The 6713-nt window shown below is 64.9% G+C and carries 6 protein-coding genes and 2 pseudogenes; 3 read left to right on the top strand and 5 right to left on the bottom strand.

Features of this window, described 5'->3' with window-relative positions:
* A pseudogene (locus tag GXB81_RS31675) lies at positions 1–135 on the bottom strand (2-hydroxyhepta-2,4-diene-1,7-dioate isomerase); the annotation flags it as partial.
* Positions 136–346: 211 nt separating this feature from the next.
* On the opposite strand from GXB81_RS31675, the gene hpaR reads away from it, so the two are divergent.
* Positions 347–754: a homoprotocatechuate degradation operon regulator HpaR gene (gene hpaR / locus GXB81_RS29915; protein WP_167049650.1), complete on the top strand. Its 408-nt coding sequence runs from the start codon at positions 347–349 to the stop codon at positions 752–754.
* Positions 755–976: 222 nt separating this feature from the next.
* A complete protein-coding gene (locus GXB81_RS29910; RefSeq protein WP_205991104.1) occupies positions 977–2050 on the top strand; it encodes a hypothetical protein in 1074 nt (357 codons plus the stop codon).
* A gap of 78 nt (positions 2051–2128) precedes the next feature.
* Here the strand turns inward: GXB81_RS29910 and aroQ are convergent, their stop codons facing one another.
* The 3 genes from aroQ to GXB81_RS29895 all read right to left on the bottom strand — a co-directional run bounded on the left by aroQ (position 2129) and on the right by GXB81_RS29895 (position 5186).
* A complete protein-coding gene (gene aroQ / locus GXB81_RS29905; RefSeq protein ID WP_167049647.1) occupies positions 2129–2566 on the bottom strand; it encodes a type II 3-dehydroquinate dehydratase in 438 nt (145 codons plus the stop codon).
* 55 nt (positions 2567–2621) lie between these two features.
* Positions 2622–3689, bottom strand: coding sequence for a Gfo/Idh/MocA family oxidoreductase (locus tag GXB81_RS29900; RefSeq protein ID WP_205991103.1), 1068 nt, complete (start codon positions 3687–3689; stop codon positions 2622–2624).
* A gap of 93 nt (positions 3690–3782) precedes the next feature.
* Positions 3783–5186, bottom strand: a complete 1404-nt coding sequence (locus GXB81_RS29895; RefSeq protein ID WP_167049643.1) for an MFS transporter — start codon at positions 5184–5186, stop codon at positions 3783–3785.
* 204 nt (positions 5187–5390) lie between these two features.
* Here GXB81_RS29895 and GXB81_RS29890 point away from each other — a divergent pair, with 204 nt between their 5' ends.
* The gene (locus GXB81_RS29890) at positions 5391–6347 is read left to right on the top strand and encodes a LysR family transcriptional regulator (RefSeq protein ID WP_205991102.1); all 957 of its coding nucleotides are present in this window, start codon (positions 5391–5393) and stop codon (positions 6345–6347) included.
* Positions 6348–6392: 45 nt separating this feature from the next.
* Here GXB81_RS29890 and GXB81_RS29885 read toward each other — a convergent pair.
* Positions 6393–6713 (bottom strand): annotated as a pseudogene (locus tag GXB81_RS29885) (MFS transporter); the annotation flags it as partial.

Genomic DNA, 6713 nt, shown 5'->3' with positions numbered 1-6713 from the left:
GCCGTAGACGGCGCCGCCCACCGGCGCGCGGCATGCGATGCCACGCGCGAGCAGCGCGGCTGCGGCGTGGGCGTCCATCTCGCGAGGCAGCGCGTCGCCTTCGGGATGCAGCAGATGATCGGCAAGGGCAAACATGAATGCGCGGCCTCGTGGAAGAAATCCCGGCGAACGTTCTGGTGGCCGTTCGACGAAAACACTAATATGTTAGCAGTATCGTGCTTGATATGATGCACGGTCAATAGGCTGTTGGTTGATCGCGGGTTTTCCCTTAAGCTTCGAGAACCGCTCTCAATTCCTCGTCAATATGTCCGCTGCGTCCACCCGAGTTTTGCACCGCAATCTGCCCATGCTGTTGCTACGCGCCCGCGAAAAAATGATGCAGCGCTTTCGTCCGCTGATTACCGCGCATGGGCTGACCGAACAGCAATGGCGGGTGATACGCGCACTCAACGAGCATGGTCCGATGGAGCCGCGCCATATCTCCGATATCTGCACGATTTCGAGCCCGAGCATGGCCGGCGTGCTCGCGCGCATGGAGAGCATGGAGCTCATTACCAAGGAGCGTTTTGCCGAAGATCAGCGCCGCGTGCTCGTGTCGCTGACCGATACGAGCGTCGAACTCGTGCGCGTGATTTCGAAGGACCTCGAGGCGCACTATCGCGAACTCGAACGCAAGGTGGGGCCGGAGATCGTCGAGCGCGTGTATCGCGCGGTGGACGACCTGCTCGCCGGTTTGTCGGAAGAGGACGAGTGACGGTACTGTACGGTTGAGTCGCTGCCCACGCGGCACCGGTCGTCATCGCGTTTCTAATCGACGCTACTGCCGTACGAGGTAAAGTGGCGGCTTCTGCCACGGCGGTTTTTCGTTTGCGCCGATGCGCCGCCGCTTTCATTCGATTTCCGGAAGAGAAGTCCCATGTCGTTGCCTCCCGAGTTGCCTTCTGAATTGCCCGCTACGTCATCGACGAATTCGACGATGAACTCATCGATCAACGACGCCACGCCGCAACAAAACCCGCTGAAACAGGCGGTATTTCTGCACACGGGCTGGCGCAGCGCGGGAACGTGGGTCTGGTCGCGCTTGCGCGAACTCGAGCGCGCGACCGGCTTCTACGAACCGCTCAGCAACGTGCTGGCCGAACTGAGTCTCGCCGACGTCGCGGCGTCGCGCCCCACGCTGACCTCGGGGCATCCGCCGCTCTCGACGCCGTACTTCGACGAATACCGCCCGTTTCTGCGTGAGAACGCGCGCGGCGTGGCCGGCTACGACCGGCGCTTCAGTCTCGACCGTTTCGGCCGCGCGCCCGATGCGCAATTTCCGGCCCTGCACACGTATCTGCGCAATCTGTGCGAGCGCACCGCCGAACAGCGGCGCGTGCCGGTCTTCAAGTTTTGCCGCTCGGGCGGACGCCTGCCGTGGCTCAGGCAGGCGTTTGCCGACGCCATGCACGTGGGCGTGCTGCGCAATCCCGCGTCGCAATTCGCGTCGGGTTGGCTGCTCAGGCAGCAGTGGAGCAATCCGTTTTTCGTCGCGGCGCCGTTTCGCGTGCTCGGACTGAATCAGTCGGACCCGCTCGTGAAAGAGGTGCTCGGGCTCTGCGGCGCGAGTCTGCCGCCGCTCATGGCGTCGATGCCGGACGACGCCTATGCGATGGCCTGCGAGCAATACGCGCGCACGGTGGAAGGCGAGAACGCGTATCGCGCCTTCGTCGCGTTGTGGATGCTTTGCGCGTTGCGCATGGGGGAGGGTGTCGATCTGCTGATCGACATGGACCGGCTCGGCCAGTCGCGCGAATACGCGGCGAGCTTGCGCGCCGGCTTCGACGCGCAATGCGGTTTGGCGCCCGATTTCACGAGTGCGCGCGATCTGGTCGAAGAAACGCGGCGCGGCGCGGCACGGATGAAAGGCATCGACGGTGGGGCGATGCGGGTCGTGCATTCGGCCGCGCTGAAATTCCTGAAGGCGCAGGGTGGTATCGACGCGAGCTTCGTGGAAGCGGTCCGCGAAAAAATGGTGCTGGCGAACGAGCTGACCGAAGCGTGGCGTTAAGCGTGGAGTCAACCCGTCCGTAGGCTTGTGCGGCCGCTCAGTGCAACTTGCTCAGGGCAACCGCGCGACCGTGCAACGTCAGGCCGCCGCCGACACCGCCGCGCGCAGCCCGAGCAGATAGCTGTCCACGCCGAACCCGCAAATCTGTCCCTTGGCGATCTCTGCGAACACCGACAGATGGCGGAACGGCTCGCGCGCATGAATGTTCGACATGTGGATCTCGACCACTGGCACCGTCAGGATCGCGAGCGCGTCGCGAATGCCGTAGCTGTAATGGGTCCACGCGCCCGCATTGATCATCACGCCGTCGGCGTTGTCGAGGAACGCCTTGTGGATGCGCTCGCACATCTCGGCTTCGCTATTGGTCTGAAAGCTCTCGACGCGCACGCCGAGTTCGTCGCCGAGGACGCGCAGGCGCTCGTCGATTTCGGCGAGCGTGATCGTGCCGTATTGCGCGGGGTCGCGCTTGCCGAACATGTTGTGGTTGATACCGTGCAACATCACGAAGGTTTTCATTTAGCTTTAGCGTATCTGAATGGTGAATTGAAGGGTTGCAGCCTGCCTGCGCATTTTAATGCGCGGCCGCCGCCGTGGACACCGTTTCGACGACCGAGCCCGTTCTGGCCGCCTCGACGATCGCCTCGGTAATGCGCAGATTCTGCAGGCCGTCGCGCGCGCTGACGAGCGGCGGTTCCTCGCGACGAATCACGCGCACGAAGTGTTCGAGTTGCAGCTTGAGCGGATCGTCGCGCGTCATTTCGGCAACGCTGACGTCGAACGGCTTCCACCACGAACGGTCCTCGGCCTTGCCGTAGGTTTTCAGGCGCATCGTCGGCACCGAGAGCGAGCCGAACGTGCCGGCGATCACGTAGCAGTCTTCATCGGCATACGACGGGTACGCCTTGTTTTCCTGCGAGGTCTGCTCCCAGCTGCGCGCGCTCGCGGCCGTGTCGGACAGCATGAAGCTGCCGAGCGCGCCGTTGGCGAAGCGCAGGTTGATCGCCACCGTGTCTTCGACCGGAAAGCCGCGCGTCGCATGCGACGAGAAAGCCTGCACCGCGACGATATCGCCGCACAGCATGCGCAGGTTGTGCACCTCGTGAATCATGTTCAGCAGAATCGGGCCGCCGCCCGGCTGGCGCCGCCATTCGGCGTCGGCGAAATACTCGTCGGGCTTGAAGAACACCGCGCTGCCCATGACCGCGACGAGCTGGCCGAGCCGGCCTTCGTCGATCAATTGCCGCGCGCGCGCCATGATCGGACTGTGCGCGCGATGATGGCCGATCAGCAGCGGCACGCCGCTCGCGTCCGCTTCGGCCACGAGCGCTTCGGCTTCCTCGACGCTCGGCGCAATCGGTTTTTCGAGCAGCGTCGGCACCCGGGCCGCGAGACAGCGCGAGGCGTGCTCGACGTGCAACTGGTTCGGCGTCGCCAGAATCACGCCGTCGGGACGGTCGCGTTCGAGCAGTTCGTCGAGCGTGCGGTAGAGCGGCACGCCGGCCTCGGCCGCGATCGCGGCGGCGGCGGGCGAGGGGTCGACGATCGCCGAGAGCGTGCCGGTGGCGCTGCGTTGCGCGACGGCCATATGCGCGCGGCCGATGTAGCCCGCGCCGGCCACGGCGATCCGGGTGCTGTTCATGAAGCGGTTCCTCTGAAGTCGGTGCAATGAAGTGGGTTTAAAAAAATCCGCTCGAGCCCAGGCTCGGGCTCGAGTTCAGATTCAAGCCGGGGCTCAGGCAACGGCCTTTTTCGCGTCGGCCATGCTTTGTGCGCGCATCGTCTCGTAGCTCTGCTTGTCGATCGGCACCGCGTCCTTCTCGCCGAGGTCGCTGAGCTTCACGCGGAAGTTTTCGCGGGTGTTCCACGCGGTGATCGCGCAGACGATCGTGATGCCGAACGTGATCGCGCCGATCGTGAGCGGCACGTTGTTCGATCCCGGCGGCGCGACGTAGGCGAACAGCGCGGGCAGCAGCGCGGTGATCGTCGTGCCGACGTTCTGGCCGATCGCCATCGCCGAGACGCGCGAGCGGGTCGGGAACAGTTCCGGATAGAAGCTCGGGAAGATCGCGTTGTAGCCCTGGTAGATGACGCCCCACATCAGGATCGACATCACCATCGCGAGCGGCACGTTGCGGATGCTGATCGCGTAGAGATAGCCGAAGGCGAGCAGCCCGGAGCCGAGCGCGCCGACGATGATCGGCAGACGCCGCCCGATACGGTCGGACAGATTGCCGACGTACGGAATCACGAGCACCGCGACGATGTTGCCGACCACCGGAATCCACAGGTACACGCTCTTCGAAAAGCCGATCCCGTACGACGCCTGCACCGCATAGGCCGCGCCGAAAATCGTCGCGACCACCGGGATCACGTTCATCAGCGAGCACAGCACCACGCGCAGCATATCGGCCCAGTTGTACTTGAATGCCTCGACGATCGGCGAGCGCGGCACGCCGCCGCTCGCGTCTTCCTTCTCGAACGCCGGAGTTTCCTCGACTTCGCGGCGGATGATGTAGCCGGCGATCAGCACGACCGAGCTGAGCAGGAACGGGATGCGCCAGCCCCACGAGTTGAACGAGCTGTCGTCCATGTAATAGGCGAGCGGCAGGAACACCGCGGCGGCGAGAATCTGCCCGGCCTGCACGCCTTGCAGCGTGAAGCTTGCGTAGTAGCCGCGCCGCCCGAATGGCGCGTGTTCGAGAATCATCGAACTGGCGCCCGAGATTTCCCCGGCGACCGCGAAGCCCTGGATCAGGCGCAGCACGACGAGCAGCACCGGCGCGAGGAAGCCGATCTGGTGATAGGTCGGCAGCAGGCCGACCGCCATCGTCGAGAGCCCCATCAGGAACATGCAGAGGAGCAGCACGTTCTTGCGGCCGTGCGTGTCGCCCCAGTGCCCGAGAAAGAGCGCGCCGATCGGCCGCGCCACGTAGCCGACGCCGTAGGTGGCGAGCGAGGCGACGATCGCGATCTTCGGATTGCCGGAAGGGAAGAACAACTGAGGGAAGATCAGGGCCGCGGCCTGAGCGTAGATGAAGAAGTCGTAGTACTCGAGCGCCGAGCCGATCCAGCCGCTGGCGGTTGCCTTGCGAGCCTGCGAGCCGTGCCCGCCGCTTGCCGATGCGTTCGTTTCCATATCGTCTCCTGATCAGAGTGTGTTTTTGTCAGCTTCTATGGCTGGATCATTGGCGCCTGTAATGCAGGACTTCGCAAGCCAGGACTTTCCTGGTGGGCGTTGCCGCAGTGCGGCATGAATCGCCTGGGCTTGCCGACCGGCGCTTGCTCAACTCAGCCGTTACGACTAGGGTAATAGAGTTCCGTCCCGACACAATGCGACCAGATGTCAAATCAGAATGCGCTCACAGCCACGAATGAATCCTTCCTGCGCGATCTGCAGCTGTTTTGCCATATCGCGCGGCGCGGCAGCTTCGTCGCGGCGTCGACGGAAATGGGCCTGTCGCCGTCGCATGTGAGCAAGCGCATCGCGATGCTCGAGGCCGGTCTCGGCGTGAAGCTGTTTCAGCGCACCACGCGCAGCGTGAGCGTGACGAGCGATGGCGAAACCGCTTTGCAGTGGGCGCAGAAAATTCTCGACGACGTGCAGGGCATGACCGACGCGTTCGCCGATCGCCGCACGGAGCTGCGCGGCGTGCTGCGCATCAGCACGAGCTTGCGGCTCGGCCGCAAGCATGTCTCGCCGATTCTCACGATGCTGCGCGAGCGCCACCCGAACCTCGAAATCTGGCTCGAACTGCTGGACCGGCGCGCCGATGTGGTCGGCGAGAACTTCGACATCGACGTGCGCGTCGGCGAAGTGCAGGAGCCGCATCTGATCGCGCACAAGATGGTGGAGAGCGCGCGCATTCTGTGCGCCTCGCCGGCTTATCTGGAGCGGCGCGGCGTGCCGCTCGACCCCGCCGACCTCGCGCAGCACGACTGCCTGTTGTTTCGCGGCCGCGACGACCGCTTCGGCGTGTGGCGTCTCGCCGGGCCGCATGGCGAGAAGAGCGTGAAGGTGACGGGCACGGTCGCGTCGAATCTGAGCGACATCGTCGTGCAATGGGCGCGGGACGGTTACGGGATCGTGATGGTGTCGATCTGGGACGTCGCCGAAAGCCTGCGCTCGGGCGAACTCGTGCGGATTCTGCCGGCGTATCTGCAGCCGGCCGACGTGTGGGCCGTGACGGCCGAGCGGTTGTCGTCGTCGGCGCGGATTCAGGTGTGCATCGAGTTTCTCAGGGAGCAGTTGACGAGCGGACCTTATGCGCTCGTCACGCGCGGCGTGGGCGGGTTCTGAGGCGTCGAAGCGTCGAGGTTCGGCCACTGCATGGCGCGGCGCGTTTTACACGCTCGAAGCCGCATCCTCTTCGGCTGCGTCGAGCGTGCCGCGCTGCACCGTCGCCACGGCATCCGTCATGACCGCGGCGGCGACCGGGCGCGGGTCGTCGATGCTGTAACGCAGGCGCCCGCCTGCCAGGTAAAAGCGTAGCCCGCGATGCCGCATCAGATAGGCGAGGCCGACCAGCGCCGCGCTGAAGCCCGAGGCCGCGCCCACGCCGAGCGCCCAGCGCGGCCCGAAATGATCGGCGACCCAGCCGCCCACCGGCGCGCCGAGCGGCGTGCCGCCGAGCGAAAGCGCCAGCACGATCGCCGTCACGCGGCC

Origin of the sequence: Paraburkholderia sp. Ac-20336 (genome assembly GCF_017105025.1) — a bacterium.
Lineage (GTDB): Bacteria > Pseudomonadota > Gammaproteobacteria > Burkholderiales > Burkholderiaceae > Paraburkholderia.
The sequence above is the reverse complement of the archived record's forward strand: the minus strand, read 5'-3'. Positions and strand labels throughout refer to the sequence as shown.

Bases quoted from the DNA above. Each gene is read 5' to 3' on its own strand.
- aroQ (WP_167049647.1), bottom strand. From the start codon at position 2,566: ATGAAAACCTTCGTGATGTTGCACGGTATCAACCACAACATGTTCGGC.
- GXB81_RS29890 (WP_205991102.1), top strand. From the start codon at position 5,391: ATGTCAAATCAGAATGCGCTCACAGCCACGAATGAATCCTTCCTGCGC.
- GXB81_RS29910 (WP_205991104.1), top strand. From the start codon at position 977: ATGAACTCATCGATCAACGACGCCACGCCGCAACAAAACCCGCTGAAA.
- GXB81_RS29900 (WP_205991103.1), bottom strand. From the start codon at position 3,689: ATGAACAGCACCCGGATCGCCGTGGCCGGCGCGGGCTACATCGGCCGC.
- GXB81_RS29895 (WP_167049643.1), bottom strand. From the start codon at position 5,186: ATGGAAACGAACGCATCGGCAAGCGGCGGGCACGGCTCGCAGGCTCGC.
- hpaR (WP_167049650.1), top strand. From the start codon at position 347: ATGCTGTTGCTACGCGCCCGCGAAAAAATGATGCAGCGCTTTCGTCCG.